Source organism: Rhodococcus sp. AC861, assembly GCF_979256035.1.
The window spans coordinates 26,700-42,074 of record NZ_CEEDMW010000002.1; the positions used below are offsets into that span (position 1 = coordinate 26,700).

Genomic DNA, 15,375 nt, shown 5'->3' on the forward strand with positions numbered 1-15,375 from the left:
TATGACTCCTCCACCCCGGATTCTCGCAGCCGATGGCGGCACTCTCACCACCATCGAGAACGCCATCAACTCGACGTTCGAACCTGTCACCGACGCGGTGACCACCGTCGTCTTCTTCTCCGTCGACATCGGCGGCGCGTCGGTACCACTGGTCGTGCTCTGGCTCCTGGCCGCCGCGATCATTTTCACCGTCACCTTCAAGTTCCTCCAGGTCAGAGGCGCCAAGCACGCCGTCGAGCTGGTTCGCGGGAAGCACGACGATCCCACCGCGCCCGGCGAGGTGAGCCACTTCCGCGCGCTGACAGCTGCTGTGTCGGGCACCGTCGGACTGGGCAACATTGCCGGTGTGGCGGTCGCGGTCACCCTGGGTGGCCCCGGCGCCACGCTGTGGATGATCCTCGCCGGATTCCTCGGCATGGCCACCAAGTTCGTCGAGTGCACCCTGGGCGTGAAGTACCGCGATGTCCACGAGGACGGCACCGTCTCCGGCGGCCCGATGAAGTACCTGACTAAGGGGCTCGCCGAGCGCGGGATGAGCAGGGTCGGCAAGATCATGGCCACCGTCTACGCCGTCATCATCATCTTCTTCGGTATCTCCGGCGGGAACATGTTCCAAGCGAACCAGACCTACGCACAGGTTCGCAGTGTCACCGGTGGCGACGAGGGCTTCCTCGCCTCGGACGGCGCGAAGTTCGGCTTCGGACTGGTCGTGGCGGTGGTGATCGGTCTGGTCATCATCGGCGGAATGAAGTCCATCTCCGCGGTGACGGCGAAGCTGGTCCCGGCCATGGCCATCGTCTACGTTCTCGGGTGCGCCGTAGTGATCGCCGTCAACATCGAGCAGGTCCCCAGCGCCATGAACGCGATCGTGACGGGTGCCTTCTCTCCCACCGGGGTAGCGGGTGGCGTACTCGGGGTGATGATCATCGGCATCCAGCGCGCCGCGTTCTCCAACGAGGCGGGGCTGGGATCGGCTTCCATCGCGCACTCGGCAGTCAAGACGCGTCATCCGGTCACCGAGGGTTTCGTGGCCATGCTCGAACCCTTCATCGACACGGTCGTGATCTGCACGGCCACCGCGCTGACCATCGTCATCGCCAACACGCAGTCCTGGCAGGACCAGCGCGCCATCGTCGCGGAGACCGGCTCGCTCCCCGCCGGCGGCGTCACGCTGACCTCGGACGCCTTCGAGACGGTGCTCCCCTGGTTCCCGTACATCCTGACCGTGGCGGTCGCACTCTTCGCACTGTCCACAGCGATCACGTGGGCCTACTACGGTTCGCAGGCGTGGACGTCGCTCTTCGGCCGCAGCGCCGTCGCCAAGCACAGTTTCAACATAATCTTCTGCACGTTCACCGTCATCGGCACGGTTCTCTCACTGGGGTCCGTGCTCGATTTCGCGGATGCCGCCTTGTTCGCCCTGGCTTTCGTCAACATCATCGGCCTGTATCTGCTTCTCCCCGTCGTGAAGCGGGAGTTGCGGGACTACATGGCTCATCGCCGAGGCGAGACCGTGGTCGTCGACGACGTGGATGTCACGCGCTGACCGCGCCTACGCCTCCAACGCCCCCGCGATGCGTTGCTCGATCTGTGCGTACGCCGTTGTCGGCAGCGTCACCAGACCGTCGATCTCGGAGCGTGCCTTGCGATACGCCGCCTGGCGCTCGGCGGGGGTCGAAGCGCCGTCCAAGGCCATGCGCAGCAACGACTGCGCGCGGGTGAGTCGGTTCTGCTCCGCTTCACTGAAGTTTCCGCGGCGACGACGCTTGGCCTCGGACTCAGCGGCGGTAAACGCGACCGCATAGTCGTGCACAGCCGAGCGGTAGAGCCGCTGCGCCTCCGGATCGCCGACCAGCTCGTCCGACGATGCCGGCCGCAAGGAGTCCGCGTCGAGCTTGGTGCGGTGGAAGGCCACCGTCATCGGATCGCGCATGTTCGTCATCATCGGAAACTCGAGCAGGTTGATTACGTCGGTCTCGTAGGCGAACCACCGCGTATTCACGTCGTCGTGCTCGGCGAGCGCCTTCTCGACGGACCGACGTTGCGCGTCCGCATCCTGTGTCGAGGCCTTGGTCAGTTCGAGCGCCGCGACCTTGGCCTCCTGCTTGATGCGGTACCGCTCGAGTCGACGATCCGCACGTCGCTCGTTCGCGGCGCTGACCGCCTTGGCCGCCCCCGCGATGGACCCGCCGAAGACGAACCACAGCCACCAGTAGCTTGCGGCGAACTGCAGAACTGCATCCATGCGGCCTCCTCGTGACGGCCATCGTAGCGAAGAGGCCGGACGCAGAACGGCCCCGCACTCACGAGGAGTGCGGGGCCGTTCGAGTGCTGCAGGTCTTACTTGGCCTTCTCGAGGACCTCGACCAGTCGCCAGTGCTTCGTGGCGGACAGGGGGCGGGTCTCCATGAGCTGAACGCGGTCGCCGACGCCGGCGACTCCGTTCTCGTCATGGGCCTTGACCTTGGTGGTGCGTCGGATGATCTTGCCGTAGAGGGCGTGCTTCACACGGTCCTCCAGCTCGACGACGATCGTCTTCTGCATCTTGTCGGAGACGACGTAACCGATACGCGTCTTCCGGCTGTTGCGTGCTTCTTCAGTGGTCACTGTTTCCTCGCTCATGCTGCGTCACCTGCCGTGTCCTCGGAAGGACCTGCGGCGAGCCCGAGCTCACGCTCGCGCATCACGGTGTAGATGCGCGCGATCTCGTGGCGGACGACGCGCAGTCGACGGTTGTTGTCCAGCTGACCGGTGGCCATCTGGAAGCGGAGGTTGAACAGCTCCTCCTTCGATTCACGAAGGCGGGTGATCAGTTCTTCGTCACCGAGCTCACGGAGCTCGGCAGCCGGGGTACCGGTAGCCATCAGAACTGAACCTCCCTCGTGATGATGCGTGCCTTGATCGGCAGCTTGTGGATTGCGCGAGTCAATGCTTCACGAGCGATCTGCTCGTCCGGGTAGCTGAGCTCGAAGAGCACGCGGCCGGGCTTGACGTTGGCGACCCACCACTCCGGCGAACCCTTACCGGAACCCATGCGGGTCTCGGCAGGCTTCTTCGTGAGCGGGCGGTCCGGGTAGATGTTGATCCAGACCTTGCCACCGCGCTTGATGTGCCGGGTGACGGCGATACGGGCGGCCTCGATCTGACGGTTGGTGATGTAGGCGGGCTCGAGAGCCTGGATGCCGTATTCACCGAAGGTCACCTGAGTTCCGCCCTTGGCGGCACCCGAACGCTTGGGGTGGTGCTGCTTGCGGTGCTTGACCCGACGGGGGATCAACATGCGTCAGCCCTCCTTCTGCTCGGTCGTAGCGGGTGCATCAGCGGTTGCTGTCGCTGCGCGGCCGGCCTCGGTGCTGGTCGCCGTGGTGCCCGAGGCACCGCTGCGACGCGGACGAGACGGACGCTCGCGACGGGGACGATCGCCTGCCGGAGCAGCGGCGGCAACAGCTTCACGCTTGCCACCGACGATGTCGCCCTTGTAGATCCAGACCTTCACGCCGATGCGACCGAAGGTGGTCTTGGCCTCGTAGAGGCCGTAGTCGATGTCCGCACGCAGCGTGTGCAGCGGAACGCGACCTTCGCGGTAGAACTCGGAGCGGCTCATCTCCGCGCCGCCGAGGCGACCGGAGCACTGGACGCGGATGCCCTTGACGTTCGGCTGACGCATGGCCGACTGGATGGCCTTGCGCATCGCACGACGGAAAGCAACGCGGTTGCTGAGCTGCTCTGCGACACCCTGAGCCACGAGCTGAGCCTCGGACTCGGCGTTCTTGACCTCGAGGATGTTCAGCTGGACCTGCTTGCCGGTCAGCTTCTCGAGCTCGGAACGGATGCGATCGGCCTCGGCGCCGCGGCGACCGATGACGATGCCCGGACGCGCGGTGTGGATGTCGACGCGAACCCGATCACGGGTGCGCTCGATCTCCACCTTGGCGATGCCGGCGCGCTCCATGCCCGTGGCGAGGAGCTTGCGGATCTGCACGTCTTCCTTGACGTACTCCGCGTACTGCTTGTCTGCGTACCAGCGGGACTTCCAGTCGGTCGTGATGCCGAGGCGGAAGCCGTGCGGGTTGATCTTCTGGCCCACTACTGAGCTCCCTTCCGGCGACCACGTGTCGAGCCGCCGGTCTTGGGCAGGCTCTCCACGATGACCGTGATGTGAGATGTGCGCTTACGAATGCGGAACGCACGACCCTGGGCACGAGGCTGGAAACGCTTGAGGGTTGCGCCCTCGTCGACGAATGCAGCCGAGACGATCAACGTGCTCGGATCGAGGTCCAGGTTGTTCTCCGCGTTGGCCGCTGCCGAGGCAACGACCTTGGCGACGGGCTCGCTGGCGGCCTGCGGTGCGAACTTGAGGATGTTCAGGGCATCCTCGACACTCTTTCCGCGGACCAGGTCCACGACGCGACGTGCCTTCATCGGCGTCACGCGAACGTGCTTGGCCGTGGCCCGTGCGATCGGGTTGTCGGTGGGGGTGAAGTTGGTCATCGCCGCTTCGCCTTCCGGTCGTCCTTGATGTGACCCTTGAAGGTCCTCGTCGGCGCGAATTCTCCGAGCTTGTGTCCCACCATGGCGTCCGAGACGAACACCGGCACGTGCTTGCGTCCGTCGTGGACGGCGAAGGTGTGGCCGATGAAATCGGGGGTGATGGTCGAACGGCGTGACCAGGTCTTGATGACCTGCTTCGTGCCCTTCTCGTTCTGAACGTCCACCTTTTTCAGGAGGTGGTCGTCGACGAACGGGCCTTTCTTCAGACTGCGTGGCATCTGCTACTCCCTCCTGCTTATCGCTTGTTCTTGCCGGTGCGGCGGCGGCGGACGATCAGTTGATCGCTGGGCTTGCTCTTGCGGGTACGGCCCTCGGGCTGTCCCCACGGGCTGACCGGGTGGCGTCCACCGGAGGTCTTACCCTCACCACCACCGTGCGGGTGGTCGACCGGGTTCATGACGACACCACGGACGGTGGGGCGCTTGCCCTTCCAGCGCATACGGCCGGCCTTGCCCCAGTTGATGTTCGACTGCTCGGCGTTGCCCACCTCGCCGACGGTTGCGCGGCAGCGCACGTCGACTCGACGGATCTCACCGGACGGCATACGCAGCGTGGCGTAGGCGCCTTCCTTACCGAGCAGCTGTGCACCGGCTCCGGCGGAGCGGACCATCTTGGCTCCACCACCGGGACGCAGTTCCACCGCGTGGATGGTGGTACCCGTCGGGATGTTGCGCAGCGGGAGGTTGTTACCGGGCTTGATGTCCGCGGTAGCGCCCTGCTCGATGGGCGAACCCTGAGCGATGCCCTTCGGCGCGATGATGTAGCGCTTCTCACCGTCGGCGAAGTGCAGCAGTGCGATGTTGGCGGTGCGGTTGGGGTCGTACTCGATGTGAGCGACCTTGGCCGGCACGCCGTCCTTGTCGTTGCGGCGGAAGTCGATCAGCCGGTAGGCGCGCTTGTGACCGCCACCCTTGTGACGGGTGGTGATACGGCCGTGTGCGTTGCGGCCACCGCGGCCGTGCAGCGGGCGGATGAGCGACTTCTCCGGTGTCGAGCGCGTGATCTCCGCGAAATCGGAGACACTCGCGCCACGACGACCGGGAGTGGTCGGCTTGTACTTACGAATTGCCATGTTTGTCTCGTCCCTTGATCCTCGAGGACCCTCTGAGCTCCGGTCGCTTACGCGACCGGGCCTCCGAAGATCTCGATGGGCTTGCTGTCGGCCGAGAGGGTCACGAGCGCGCGCTTGGTGCTCTTACGCGTGCCGTAGCCGAAACGGGTCCGCTTGCGCTTGCCCTGCCGGTTGGCGGTGTTCACGCTGGTCACAGTCACGCCGAAGACTTTTTCGACAGCGATCTTGATCTGCGTCTTGTTCGAATCGGGGTGCACGATGAACGTGTAGGTCCCCTGCTCGATGAGCCCGTACGACTTCTCCGAGATGACCGGGGCCAGCAGGATGTCGCGGGGATCGGCAATGGTGCTCACTTGTCCTCCTCCTGTGAATCCGTTGCTGCCTTGGCCGGTCCGGCGACGAACGTGTTCAGTGCCTCGACGCTGAAGATCACGTCGTCGGCCTCGAGCACGTCGTACGTGTTGAGCTGGTCCGGCGCGATGGGGTGGATGCCGTCGAGGTTCTGGACGGACTTCCATGCGGCCAGGTCTGCGCGGCCGATGACCAGCAGAACCTTCTTGCGATCGGTGAGCTCGGACAGGAACGTGCGGGCACCCTTGGTGGAGGGCACCTGTCCTGCGACGAGCTCGGTGATCACGTGGATGCGCTCGCTGCGCGCCCGGTCGGAGAGTGCACCGCGCAGTGCTGCGGCGATCATCTTCTTGGGGGTGCGCTGGCTGTAGTCACGCGGCTGCGGGCCGTGGACCGTGCCACCGCCGACGAACTGCGGTGCGCGGGTCGAGCCCTGACGTGCGCGGCCGGTGCCCTTCTGGCGGTACGGCTTCTTGCCGCCGCCGCGGACCTCTCCACGAGTCTTCGTCGAGTGCGTGCCCTGACGTGCCGCAGCGAGCTGCGCGACGACGACCTGGTGCATCAACGCGATGTTCGCGGTGCGGTCGAAGATCTCGGCGGGGAGATCGACGGTGCCGTTGGTCTTGCCACCGGCCTCCTTGACGTCCAGCGTCAACTTGGTCGTGGAGTTCTTTTCGAGACTGGTCATGCTCGCGCACCACCCTTCACTGCGCTCTTGACGATCACGACGCCGCCCTTGCGGCCCGGGATCGCGCCCTTGATCAGCAGCAGACCGTTCTCGGCGTCCACCTTGTGGACCGAGAGGTTCTGCGTGGTGATGCGATCGCTACCCATACGACCCGACATGCGCATGCCCTTGAAGACACGGCCGGGGGTCGCGCAGCCACCGATGGAACCGGGGCGGCGGTGGACAGCCTGCGCACCGTGGCTCGCGCCCTGGCCCTTGAAGCCGTGGCGCTTCATCGTTCCCGCGAAGCCCTTGCCCTTGCTGACTCCGGTGACGTCGACGAATGCGCCGTCCTCGAACTCGGCAGCGGTGAGCTCCTGGCCGATCTCGTAGCCTGCGGCGTCGGCGACGCGCAGCTCTGCGAGGTGGCGACGGGGAGTGACGCCGGCCTTGGTGAACTGGCCGGAGACCGGCTTGTTCACCTTGCGGGGATCGATGGCACCGAAGGCGACCTGGACGGCGCTGTAGCCGTCGCGCTCCTCGGTACGGATCGCGGTGACGACGTTCGGGTCCGCCTTGATGACGGTGACCGGGACGACGCGATTGTTCTCGTCGAAGACCTGGGTCATGCCGAGCTTGGTGCCCAGAATTCCCTTGGCCGGACGCTTGATGTTGTCAGTCATGGTTGTCTCCGCGCTCACTGAATGTTGACGTCGACGCTTGCCGGCAGGTCGATGCGCATGAGCGCGTCGACCGTCTTCGGTGTCGGGTCGAGAATGTCGATGAGTCGCTTGTGCGTGCGCATCTCGAAGTGCTCGCGAGAGTCCTTGTACTTGTGCGGCGAACGGATGACGCAGTACACGTTCTTCTCGGTGGGCAACGGCACAGGTCCGACCACGCGTGCCCCGGTGCGGGTCACGGTCTCGACGATCTTGCGCGCGGACGCGTCGATCGCCTCGTGGTCGTAGGCCTTGAGCCTGATGCGGATCTTTTGTCCCGCCACGCTTATGTCCTCTTCCTTGCCCTGGTTAACCGTTGGTCAGGTCTCTCGTTCCCGGATGTCGATCCGAGAACCCGGCAGTGTGCTGACCCGACGCCGGCGTGGTGCCGGGCGCGAGGCGCATCCATGAGGACGAACGTGGCGAACTCTCGCATCCACGCATACGCGTGGCCAGGAGGAATCCGTTGCCGCTGTTCATCTGTCATGGTTCTCCGGTCCACGCGGTCGGGCGTGTCGCATTCCCGCACATGATTCTCCCGCTCGGCCGAACTCGACCGGGTGGTGAAACAGCGGACCGGATGCGCCCATCGTGCCGGCGCGATCACTGCTTGTCGTTCTTGTCGCTAGCCACAACCGGGACGATGCCGAAGCGCGCGAGACGCACGACAGCGATCACCTCGGTCGAGGCAACCCGAACAGTATGACCCACCGGGCCGCCGGAGTTCAAATCGAGGCCGCCGCCGACGTCCGCCCCTTCATCTTACCGACGAGTAAGGTGCGCCCATGAGTGAAATCTCGTCGGCCTCGACCACCGCTACCTACGCGCTCTGGAAGCGACTGCCCGCACCCGTCAGATCCGTCGCGTTCTCCGCGGGCATGTGCGCGCGAGTCCCGTTCTTCGCGGCCGTGTTCCCCCGGGTCCGCGAACTCGAACCGGGACGCTGCGTGGTGTCGGGACCGAAGTGGTTCGGCGTACACAACCACCTGGGGACGTTCCACGCCATCGCGGCGTGCAACCTGGCGGAGGTCGCCATGGGAATGCTGGCGGAGGCCACCGTCCCCACGACCCACCGATGGATTCCGAAGGCGATGACCGTGCAGTACCTCGCTCCCGGGCGGACATCACTGACGGCGACGGCCCAGCTCGCCGAAGTCCCCGAGTGGAACGAGGTGGCCGCCGGCCGCGAACTCGTGGTTCCGGTCAGCCTGCGGGATACCTCCGGTGCAGAGGTCGTGCGCGCCGACATCACCATCTGGATCAGCGCGAAGTAGTCGTCGCGGACGTTCAGCGGTCCGACGGCGCTTCCGACAGCGCCGCCGGCCGGAAGTCCTGCTCGGTGACCAGCCGCTTCGGGGAGAACGAACCCGTGACCGGATCGTAGGCCCGGTAGGGGAACCAGAACACCGCGTGCGACAGCCACGTCACCGGCGCGACGAGCCACCTCAGCGACCAGTTCGATCGACCGTGGATCTCGAAGCTCGTGATACCCGCCTTGACGAACGACGTGTACTTCAACGGAGGCGTGAGCGCCCGGCGCGGCGAGATGTCCGCCCACATCTCGGTCGGCTGCACGATGGAGTACCCGGCCTCGATCAGGCACAGCGCGAAGTCGATGTCCTCGTGGACGTCGGCGCGTGAGGTCAGTTTGTCCTGCACCGCGTTCCACGCGTCGAGGCGCACGGCCATGTTGGCGCCGTGCATGTTGTCGATCTTCATGCTGTTGCCCAGCATCTTGGCCCGGACCAGCACGTCGACGAGCATCTTCTTGGACCGACTGAACGGCGAATCGTACGGCGCACTCAATCCCGTGATACCCCCGAGATTGAGAGACGGATCCGCTTCGGCGAATGTCGACTTCACCGCATCGACCCATCCCGCACCTATCCTGGTGTCGGCGTCGATACGTCCGACAATGTCGGACTTCGCCTCCCTGAAACCGGTATTCCGCGAGAAGAACAATCCTTTTCGCGGTTCGTGCACCAGGCGGATCTTCGGTTCCGACGCGGCATACTTCTCGACTATCTCCACCGTGCGATCCGTCGACCCGTTGTCGACGACGATGACCTCGGACAACTGCTCGATCTGCGGGAGAACATGGTCGAGACATGCTCCGATGTAGTCCTCCTCGTCGAGGACGGGAATGACGATCGTGGTGTCGTTGCCGATGCCGTTCATGCGCGATCACGTCTCTTCACGCATTCACGATAACGCGAGAGTCGACTCCTCACGAATGGGCCACGCCACCCGTCGGAACGTCACCTGGAATTCATATCCCCAGTGATGCAGCGACCGTCGGCCACGATTCGTGCAGGTCTTCCTGCCAGTACGCCCAGGAATGCGTTCCGTTGTCCCGGAACTTCACCGTCGCCGGGATCTGCAGCTGCGCGAGACGCTCCGCGAATGTCCGGGTGCACGTCGCGGTGATCGATTCGATACCCCCACCGACGAGCACACGATTGACCAGCGCCGGCACATCACCCGCGATGCGCGCGGACTGCAGCGTCTCGTCGAACCCCGGTAGACCGTTGCCGGTGGTGATGTACATCGGCGTACCTCTGAGCTTGTCGGCGTTGAGCAACGCATCGTTGGCTGCCCATTCGGGGCCATCGTCGGGCCCCCACATGTTCTCCGTGTCGCCGCCCCCGCGGGCTTCGACGACCAGCTTGACGAAGGCGCGCCCCAGATCGTCCGAGGTGCCCGCACACCCGCTGAAGGACGCGACCGACGAGTAGAACCCCGGGTTGTCGGCGGCCAGCATGAGTACGGCGCTGGCTGCCATCGAGATGCCACCGACAGCCTGGGTTCCGGTGGTCCCCAGGGACTCGTCGACGAGCGGCGGGAGTTCCTGCGTCAGGAACGTCTCCCACTTGTTGCGCCCCAGCTCGGGATCGTCGGCGACCCAGTCGGTGTAGTAACTGAAGGCACCTGCGCGGGGGATGACGACATTGACGTTCTTATCTCCGAAGAACGTGGCGACGTCGGCCTGATCCGGCCAGTTGCTGGAGGGGTCCTCGCCGCCGCTGGCGCCGTTGAGCAAGTAGTAGGTCGGACGGGGCACCGAGGTGTCCGCGGGCCTGAAGACCTGCAGGGGGACGGAGCGGTCCATCGACGGGGAGTACACGGTGACGAGGTACTCGAGACCGCCCACGTGCTCGACGCTCTCCACCCTGGCACCGGATGCCGTGGTGACGTCGGTGACGGGCTCGACCGGCGCGGCCGTGGCGACGGCGGGAGCGAACGGCAGCAGGGTCGTCGCAGCGACCACGGCGATGCCGGCGGCGACGGCGCGACCCTGTGCTGCGAACCGACCTACCGGTCGGTGTCGTGTCGACGTCATTGAAGTATCTCCCTCGTCCCACCAGTCACAACTCGTGCTCACTGTAAAGGACCGCGCGGCGCGGCGAGTCGCGTCGACTGCACGCCGTCCGAGCCGAGAACTCGTAACGCGGCGCGCTCACCGATCGATGGATCGGATATCGCGGCCCTGACGCGTCGAATCATCGGATAGCGCGTCCGAAGCGCATTTATCGGTCTTCTCCCGTGCGTAAACCAATCTTTGGGTATGGTTCGACGAGGTCGGGCCTCGGAACAGAATGGTGGTAGCCATGTCGACACGACACGGACGTCCCCTCTCGGGAGAACCCATGGCAGCGCGCGACGCGCTGAACTATTACTTCGAGTCGGACAGGACGCCCGGGACCATCGTCCACGGCCTCGTCGTCGACACCTCCCGGTCCATGCGGTCCGTCCGCACGCACGACGACGCCGTCACGTTCGCGAACGCCGTCCTCGACCTCCATCCCCTCTTCCGTCGCCGATTGCAGACGGTCACGGCGAATCTGGCGTTCCCGCTGTGGGTGGAGTGCGAGGTGGCCGTCGCCGACCACGTGTTCGTTCATCGGGCGACAGGCACCGACGATCACGAGTTCCTCCGTCGCCGAGTCGTCGATGCGTCTAGGACTCCCGTCGATTTCGACGCGCCCGCGTGGCAACTGCACTTCGTGACCGATCTCCACGGCGTTCCCGGAGTTCCGAACGGCGGCACGGTGCTGTTGTTCAAGGTTCACCACAGTGCGATCGACGGAATGGGCACCGCAGACCTCGTGCACCGGATGCTCGCCCCCGCGAACATGGATGTGGAAGCCTTCCGCGCGGACGACTTCCGGCGGTCGACCGCACCGGTACCGACGACCTGGTCCTCGCTCCGCGCGCTCCCCCGAGATCTTCTGCGATTCGGCCGCGCATCGGTCGCGCGTGCATCCGCCGTGCGCCGTCTGGCACCGGCCGACCGCCCGCAGCCCCACAAGTACCCGGCGACGCGATTCAACAACAACACGTCCCCGGACATGACGTTCGACCTGATGTGGTTCGACCTCGACCGCGTGCGCCGGATCAAGTCCGCGGTGGACGGCGCGACCGTCAACGACGTCGTCATGACGGTCGTGTCCCTGGGGATCTCGGAGTATCTGGCCGACGAGATGCCCGCAGACACACTGGGCGCATCGTTCCCGGTCAATGTGCGGCCGGTGTCGCAGACGGACGACACCGCCAACCAGCTCGCGATCGCCGTCGTCGACCTCGCGACGGACGTGTCCGATCCCCTGCAACGCCTCACCGATGTCAGTTCCGCTGCGCGCGCCCGTAAAGCTGAACTGACCCGTCGGGTGCAGACGCTTCCGCCGCACCCTTTGAGCTCGGCACCGGCGCCCGTCCTGGCGGCGCTCGCTGCCGCCATGCCGCGGCGACCCGCGACACCGACGACGACATCGACGAACACGATGATCTCGAACATCGCGTACGGCAACGCCCCGATGGAGGTACTGGGCGCGCCCGTGGTCGGTGTGTTCGCCCCTCTTCCCGTCGTGGAAGGCGTGCAACTCGCCCACGTGGTGATGACGACAGGCCGCCGCATGTGCCTGACGGCCGTGTCGGACCGGAACCTGATGCCCGACATCGGCCGGTACATCGCCTGCCTCACGTCGGCGCTCGACCGTCTCGACGACGCGGTCCTCTCCTCGAGTCGGGTCGCCGGGTAGTTCGCACCGGACGCGAACGGTCGTCATTCGATCGGTCTAAAAACGGACCGATGCCTTGTCACAGCCCCGGTCGGGCCGTACTTTGCATCAATCCCGGCATATTTCCCGACGTCCGTCGGTTTCCTCAGCGCGCGAACTCCCCGTCCGCGCACGCACACATCCGAAGGCAGTGACGCGCGATGCATCCGAAAACAGTCGGGGTTCCCATGCATGCGCGGGACGCGCTGAACTACTACTTCGAAAGTGCACGGACGTCCGCCTCGGTAGTCCACTGCTACGCCTTCGACGTCGCCGGCGTCACCTCTCCGCTGCGGACACATGCCGATGCCCTCGAGTTCGGCGAGAAGATCCTGGGGCTGGACCCCGTTTTCCGACGCCGTCTGCAGAAGGTCCCGGGGCACCTCGCCTTCCCGCACTGGGTGACCGTGGACGTGGACGTGGCTCGCCACGTCTTCGTCCACACGCCCGCGCCCGATCGATCTCGTGAGTTCCTGGTGTCGAAGATCGTCGAGTTCTCGACGGTGCCGCTGGACTGGGATCTTCCGCCGTGGCAGTTCCACTTCATTCTCGACGTGGTCGGCGTCGAGGGAGTTCCGCACGGCGGCACCGTCGCGATCTTCCGTAGTCACCACAGCGCGATCGACGGGATGGGCGTCGTCGAGATGCTGAATCGGATCCTCTCCGACGAGCCCGTCGCGCGTGGCGAGTCGGACCGGGCGGTTGCCGTGCCGGGCGTGTGGAGTGCACTGCGGGCGCTGCCTCGCGACGTGGGAGCCCTCGTGAGCGCGGTGGCACGCCGCCGATCGGCCACGAAGTCCGCGTCGAAGCGCGGGAGCACCCCGAGCAGTGCGCCTCACCGAACTCCCTATCCTGCAACACGATTCAACTACGACGCCCGCGTCCATCAGGACGGCCCGGACGAGATGACGTACGCCTTTCTGAGCGTCGACTTCGCACGGGTCAGGGCGATGAAGAACGCCTATCCGGGCGTGACGGTCAACGACGTCATGCTGACCGTCGTCTCGCTCGCCCTGTCGTTCTATCTGGACGCGATCGGTGAGATACCCGACCGGTCGCTCGGCACGACGATCCCGGTGAGCACGAGAGCGATGGCGGACAGCACGAACGCCAACCGCATCGCGATCGCCACCCTTCCCCTGCACACGGACATCGAGAGCCCCACGGCCAGACTCCTCGCGGTGCACGCATCGGCATCCGCGGCGAAGAAGAAGACCACCGACGCGGTGACGCACCTCCCTGCCATGCCGCTGACGGTGACCCCCGCCCCGTTCCTCAAAGCGATCAGCGTGGCGATGCGTGCTCCGTCGCGCCGACCCACGGCCGTGGCGACGAACACGATGATCACGAACGTCCCGTACGGCCGCGGACCGCTCACTCTGTTCGGTGCTCCCATGGTGGGCGTTTTCGGTCCACTTCCCACCGTGCAGGGCGTCTACCTCGCACATTCGATCTCGACCTTCGGCACGTCGATGTTCGTGTCGGTCGCATCCGTTCGCGCTGCGCTTCCGGACCCGGCGGCGTACGTTCTGCACATCGAATCGGCCGTCGACCGGCTCGCGAACGATCTCCTCGCCGATGGCGGTCGACATGAACGGGACGCAACGAAGTTGCAACGCGAACGTAGCGAATAAACCTACCCAAAGTCTGTTTGAGCGAATAGAATCGGTTCCGGTCAGAATTCGACGATCGTAAGTGTTCGATCGGATTTCATTACCTAACGAAACCGACGAGGTCAGTCCGATGGCACCACGGCACCGCACGTCCCTTGCTCAGACTTCGCGACCGCGCGCGCGCTGGCACCGGGCCGCTGCGGTAGTCCGGGCGCACGCACTGTCCGTCGCTCCGGCAGACGTGGCGAGGTCCGCCTCTCTCGTCAGCGTCGAAAGCTTCACGTCAGCGCTGGAGCGGTACAGCCGCCGTCCCGGGTCACCGTTCGACGGCGTGACGTGGTCGGTGTCGTTTCACACCGACTCCGCCGACTCGAACGCGGTGATTCTGGATCTACTGGAGCGGGACGCCGTTTCCGGCATCACGAGCATGGATATCGTCTTCGGTGTCGAGTCCACTCCCTCCGTGCCGACCGGATCCGCCGTCGTGGTCTACAACGGCCCCGATGCCGTGGCGCTTGCCGAGCTGGTCGATCTGATCGACGACGTCCTCGTCGACGACGACGTCCGGTCCACACTCGCCGTCACTGCTGCGGGCACCGATCTCCTGGCGCGGACACTGCGCGCCGTCGACGAGTTCGGCGACGGACCCGGTGCGCCGCGGATGCGCACGGCCACGCCCGGCGATTCGATCGCGATCGGCGTACGTATGGCGGATCTGGACAGCCTGGCTCAGTCGTTCGGCCAGGTCGGTGTGGGTGACGTCGTGGCCGGCATCGCTTCGGCCGCGTGGCGTCGCAGCGCTCGTCCGGCGCTCGTCCCGGACACTGCCCCGCGTCCCCTGAGCGATGTCGCGATCGAGGACATCGAAGTCGTGCACGTCGCGGAGCGGGAATTCGTCCGTGTCGGGTCGTCGCGTGTGCTGGGAACGTTCGGTCCGCACGAGCGGGTGCGGAGCGCCGCGGTCAGTCTGACGTTGTCGACGACGCCCGCAGTGCAGGATCGCAGTGCAGTTCTGGTGGTCTACATCGAGGTACACCCGAGTGCCGGAATCACCGCGCCGGAGTTCGCCGCGGAAATGCAGAACTCTCTCGCCGAGCTCCAGGCGACGGCCGGGCAGGGATTCACCCGCCTGGACGATCGCGGTCTCGCCTCAGTCGGACATGTCGCCTGACGGCACGCCCCATCCCCGCTGTCGGCAGCGGTCCCCGCACATCACTCGACCTGCAGCGACTGCGACGCGCTGACATTCTTCCGGCGTGAAACAGTCGCTGTGGAGGCGCGCCCGGGCCCGATCGAAGCGGGTCGATGCGTAACATCGACGGCGGCTCGTGGGATGTTCTTCTAC

19 protein-coding genes are annotated in these 15,375 nt (G+C 65.5%); 5 read left to right on the top strand and 14 right to left on the bottom strand.

From position 1 onward, the window contains the following. Position 1 precedes the first annotated feature (1 nt). Positions 2–1,546, top strand: a complete 1,545-nt coding sequence (locus tag AC0IX4_RS05600) for an alanine/glycine:cation symporter family protein (RefSeq protein ID WP_056073683.1) — start codon at positions 2–4, stop codon at positions 1,544–1,546. 6 nt (positions 1,547–1,552) lie between these two features. On the opposite strand, the gene AC0IX4_RS05605 is transcribed toward AC0IX4_RS05600, so the two are convergent. The 12 genes from AC0IX4_RS05605 to rpsJ form a co-directional block, all read right to left on the bottom strand. After that, the gene (locus tag AC0IX4_RS05605) at positions 1,553–2,245 is read right to left on the bottom strand and encodes a hypothetical protein (RefSeq protein WP_042575435.1); all 693 of its coding nucleotides are present in this window, start codon (positions 2,243–2,245) and stop codon (positions 1,553–1,555) included. A 95-nt stretch (positions 2,246–2,340) separates the two neighbouring features. Next, the gene (gene rpsQ, locus AC0IX4_RS05610) at positions 2,341–2,622 is read right to left on the bottom strand and encodes a 30S ribosomal protein S17 (protein ID WP_042575434.1); all 282 of its coding nucleotides are present in this window, start codon (positions 2,620–2,622) and stop codon (positions 2,341–2,343) included. Beyond that, positions 2,619–2,864 carry a 50S ribosomal protein L29 gene (gene rpmC, locus AC0IX4_RS05615; RefSeq protein ID WP_027504654.1) on the bottom strand — a complete coding sequence of 82 codons (246 nt, stop codon included), beginning with the start codon at positions 2,862–2,864 and terminating at the stop codon, positions 2,619–2,621. The genes rpsQ and rpmC overlap by 4 nt, the downstream gene beginning before the upstream one ends. Beyond that, positions 2,864–3,280, bottom strand: coding sequence for a 50S ribosomal protein L16 (rplP, locus tag AC0IX4_RS05620; RefSeq protein ID WP_027504653.1), 417 nt, complete (start codon positions 3,278–3,280; stop codon positions 2,864–2,866). The genes rpmC and rplP overlap by 1 nt, the downstream gene beginning before the upstream one ends. A 3-nt stretch (positions 3,281–3,283) precedes the next feature. Then, positions 3,284–4,087 (bottom strand): 30S ribosomal protein S3, encoded by an 804-nt coding sequence (gene rpsC / locus AC0IX4_RS05625; protein WP_027504652.1) that lies wholly within the window; start codon positions 4,085–4,087, stop codon positions 3,284–3,286. Then, a complete protein-coding gene (gene rplV, locus AC0IX4_RS05630) occupies positions 4,087–4,491 on the bottom strand; it encodes a 50S ribosomal protein L22 (RefSeq protein ID WP_027504651.1) in 405 nt (134 codons plus the stop codon). The genes rpsC and rplV overlap by 1 nt, the downstream gene beginning before the upstream one ends. Then, positions 4,488–4,769: a 30S ribosomal protein S19 gene (gene rpsS / locus AC0IX4_RS05635; protein ID WP_042575433.1), complete on the bottom strand. Its 282-nt coding sequence runs from the start codon at positions 4,767–4,769 to the stop codon at positions 4,488–4,490. The genes rplV and rpsS overlap by 4 nt, the downstream gene beginning before the upstream one ends. 17 nt (positions 4,770–4,786) lie before the next feature. Beyond that, positions 4,787–5,623 (bottom strand): 50S ribosomal protein L2, encoded by an 837-nt coding sequence (gene rplB / locus AC0IX4_RS05640; RefSeq protein ID WP_042575432.1) that lies wholly within the window; start codon positions 5,621–5,623, stop codon positions 4,787–4,789. Positions 5,624–5,670: 47 nt separating this feature from the next. Continuing rightward, positions 5,671–5,976, bottom strand: coding sequence for a 50S ribosomal protein L23 (gene rplW / locus AC0IX4_RS05645; RefSeq protein ID WP_027504648.1), 306 nt, complete (start codon positions 5,974–5,976; stop codon positions 5,671–5,673). Continuing rightward, positions 5,973–6,662 (bottom strand): 50S ribosomal protein L4, encoded by a 690-nt coding sequence (gene rplD, locus AC0IX4_RS05650; protein WP_042575431.1) that lies wholly within the window; start codon positions 6,660–6,662, stop codon positions 5,973–5,975. Before rplD ends, rplW begins: the two co-directional genes overlap by 4 nt. After that, positions 6,659–7,324: a 50S ribosomal protein L3 gene (gene rplC, locus AC0IX4_RS05655; RefSeq protein WP_042575445.1), complete on the bottom strand. Its 666-nt coding sequence runs from the start codon at positions 7,322–7,324 to the stop codon at positions 6,659–6,661. The genes rplD and rplC overlap by 4 nt, the downstream gene beginning before the upstream one ends. A gap of 14 nt (positions 7,325–7,338) precedes the next feature. Continuing rightward, positions 7,339–7,644, bottom strand: a complete 306-nt coding sequence (gene rpsJ / locus AC0IX4_RS05660; RefSeq protein WP_003938093.1) for a 30S ribosomal protein S10 — start codon at positions 7,642–7,644, stop codon at positions 7,339–7,341. Positions 7,645–8,145: 501 nt separating this feature from the next. Between rpsJ and AC0IX4_RS05665 the strand changes: the two genes are divergently transcribed. After that, entirely contained in the window at positions 8,146–8,634 is a 489-nt protein-coding gene (locus tag AC0IX4_RS05665) for a hotdog fold domain-containing protein (protein WP_042575430.1), read from the top strand. A 13-nt stretch (positions 8,635–8,647) separates the two neighbouring features. Here AC0IX4_RS05665 and AC0IX4_RS05670 read toward each other — a convergent pair whose 3' ends face one another. Then, positions 8,648–9,538 (bottom strand): glycosyltransferase, encoded by an 891-nt coding sequence (locus AC0IX4_RS05670; RefSeq protein ID WP_042575429.1) that lies wholly within the window; start codon positions 9,536–9,538, stop codon positions 8,648–8,650. Positions 9,539–9,629: 91 nt separating this feature from the next. Further along, positions 9,630–10,700: an alpha/beta hydrolase gene (locus tag AC0IX4_RS05675; protein WP_471828367.1), complete on the bottom strand. Its 1,071-nt coding sequence runs from the start codon at positions 10,698–10,700 to the stop codon at positions 9,630–9,632. A 307-nt stretch (positions 10,701–11,007) separates the two neighbouring features. Between AC0IX4_RS05675 and AC0IX4_RS05680 the strand changes: the two genes are divergently transcribed. The 3 genes from AC0IX4_RS05680 (at position 11,008) to AC0IX4_RS05690 (ending at position 15,201) form a co-directional block, all read left to right on the top strand. After that, the gene (locus AC0IX4_RS05680) at positions 11,008–12,399 is read left to right on the top strand and encodes a wax ester/triacylglycerol synthase domain-containing protein (RefSeq protein ID WP_471828368.1); all 1,392 of its coding nucleotides are present in this window, start codon (positions 11,008–11,010) and stop codon (positions 12,397–12,399) included. A gap of 179 nt (positions 12,400–12,578) precedes the next feature. Further along, on the top strand, positions 12,579–14,051 hold the full coding sequence (locus AC0IX4_RS05685; protein ID WP_471828369.1) for a wax ester/triacylglycerol synthase domain-containing protein: 1,473 nt from the start codon (positions 12,579–12,581) through the stop codon (positions 14,049–14,051). A gap of 109 nt (positions 14,052–14,160) precedes the next feature. Beyond that, a complete protein-coding gene (locus tag AC0IX4_RS05690; RefSeq protein WP_471828370.1) occupies positions 14,161–15,201 on the top strand; it encodes a hypothetical protein in 1,041 nt (346 codons plus the stop codon). The last annotated feature ends 174 nt before the right edge of the window (positions 15,202–15,375 follow it).

Coding starts and splice junctions, on each gene's coding strand:
- AC0IX4_RS05680 (WP_471828368.1), top strand. CDS start 11,008: ATGGCAGCGCGCGACGCGCTGAACTATTACTTCGAGTCGGACAGGACG.
- rplD (WP_042575431.1), bottom strand. CDS start 6,662: ATGACCAGTCTCGAAAAGAACTCCACGACCAAGTTGACGCTGGACGTC.
- AC0IX4_RS05665 (WP_042575430.1), top strand. CDS start 8,146: ATGAGTGAAATCTCGTCGGCCTCGACCACCGCTACCTACGCGCTCTGG.
- AC0IX4_RS05690 (WP_471828370.1), top strand. CDS start 14,161: ATGGCACCACGGCACCGCACGTCCCTTGCTCAGACTTCGCGACCGCGC.
- rplP (WP_027504653.1), bottom strand. CDS start 3,280: ATGTTGATCCCCCGTCGGGTCAAGCACCGCAAGCAGCACCACCCCAAG.
- AC0IX4_RS05600 (WP_056073683.1), top strand. CDS start 2: ATGACTCCTCCACCCCGGATTCTCGCAGCCGATGGCGGCACTCTCACC.
- rplB (WP_042575432.1), bottom strand. CDS start 5,623: ATGGCAATTCGTAAGTACAAGCCGACCACTCCCGGTCGTCGTGGCGCG.
- rplC (WP_042575445.1), bottom strand. CDS start 7,324: ATGACTGACAACATCAAGCGTCCGGCCAAGGGAATTCTGGGCACCAAG.
- rpsQ (WP_042575434.1), bottom strand. CDS start 2,622: ATGAGCGAGGAAACAGTGACCACTGAAGAAGCACGCAACAGCCGGAAG.
- rpsS (WP_042575433.1), bottom strand. CDS start 4,769: ATGCCACGCAGTCTGAAGAAAGGCCCGTTCGTCGACGACCACCTCCTG.
- AC0IX4_RS05670 (WP_042575429.1), bottom strand. CDS start 9,538: ATGAACGGCATCGGCAACGACACCACGATCGTCATTCCCGTCCTCGAC.
- AC0IX4_RS05605 (WP_042575435.1), bottom strand. CDS start 2,245: ATGGATGCAGTTCTGCAGTTCGCCGCAAGCTACTGGTGGCTGTGGTTC.
- AC0IX4_RS05685 (WP_471828369.1), top strand. CDS start 12,579: ATGCATCCGAAAACAGTCGGGGTTCCCATGCATGCGCGGGACGCGCTG.
- rpmC (WP_027504654.1), bottom strand. CDS start 2,864: ATGGCTACCGGTACCCCGGCTGCCGAGCTCCGTGAGCTCGGTGACGAA.
- AC0IX4_RS05675 (WP_471828367.1), bottom strand. CDS start 10,700: ATGACGTCGACACGACACCGACCGGTAGGTCGGTTCGCAGCACAGGGT.
- rplV (WP_027504651.1), bottom strand. CDS start 4,491: ATGACCAACTTCACCCCCACCGACAACCCGATCGCACGGGCCACGGCC.